This is a genomic window from Pseudoalteromonas sp. SIMBA_162 (genome assembly GCF_046535955.1).
Classification (GTDB): Bacteria; Pseudomonadota; Gammaproteobacteria; order Enterobacterales; family Alteromonadaceae; genus Pseudoalteromonas; species Pseudoalteromonas marina.
Map to the genome: position 1 here is coordinate 1 of NZ_JAWJBQ010001261.1, position 234 is coordinate 234.

The window sequence follows — 234 nt, forward strand, 5'->3', positions numbered from 1 at the left end:
CTCCTCCTGGGTCTGCGGATGCAGAAAGACCGGGAAGTCCCGCCCGACCGGCCGGAAGCCACGCGCCTGCATGTCTTCCACCGTCGCGCCCACCACCACGAAGTCGCACTCGTGCCACGGCCAACCCAGGCGCGCATCACGCACCGCGCCGCCCACGCGATAGACCTCAAGCCCGCTCAACAGGCGGTCACGCGAATCGGTCAGCGAAGAAGGCGTCGTCTGAGTCATGCGAAT

General features: G+C 67.1%; 1 pseudogene. It reads right to left on the bottom strand.

The features are described from left to right. Positions 1-228 (bottom strand): annotated as a pseudogene (locus tag R0J88_RS23680) (hypothetical protein); the annotation flags it as partial. Positions 229-234 lie beyond the last annotated feature (6 nt).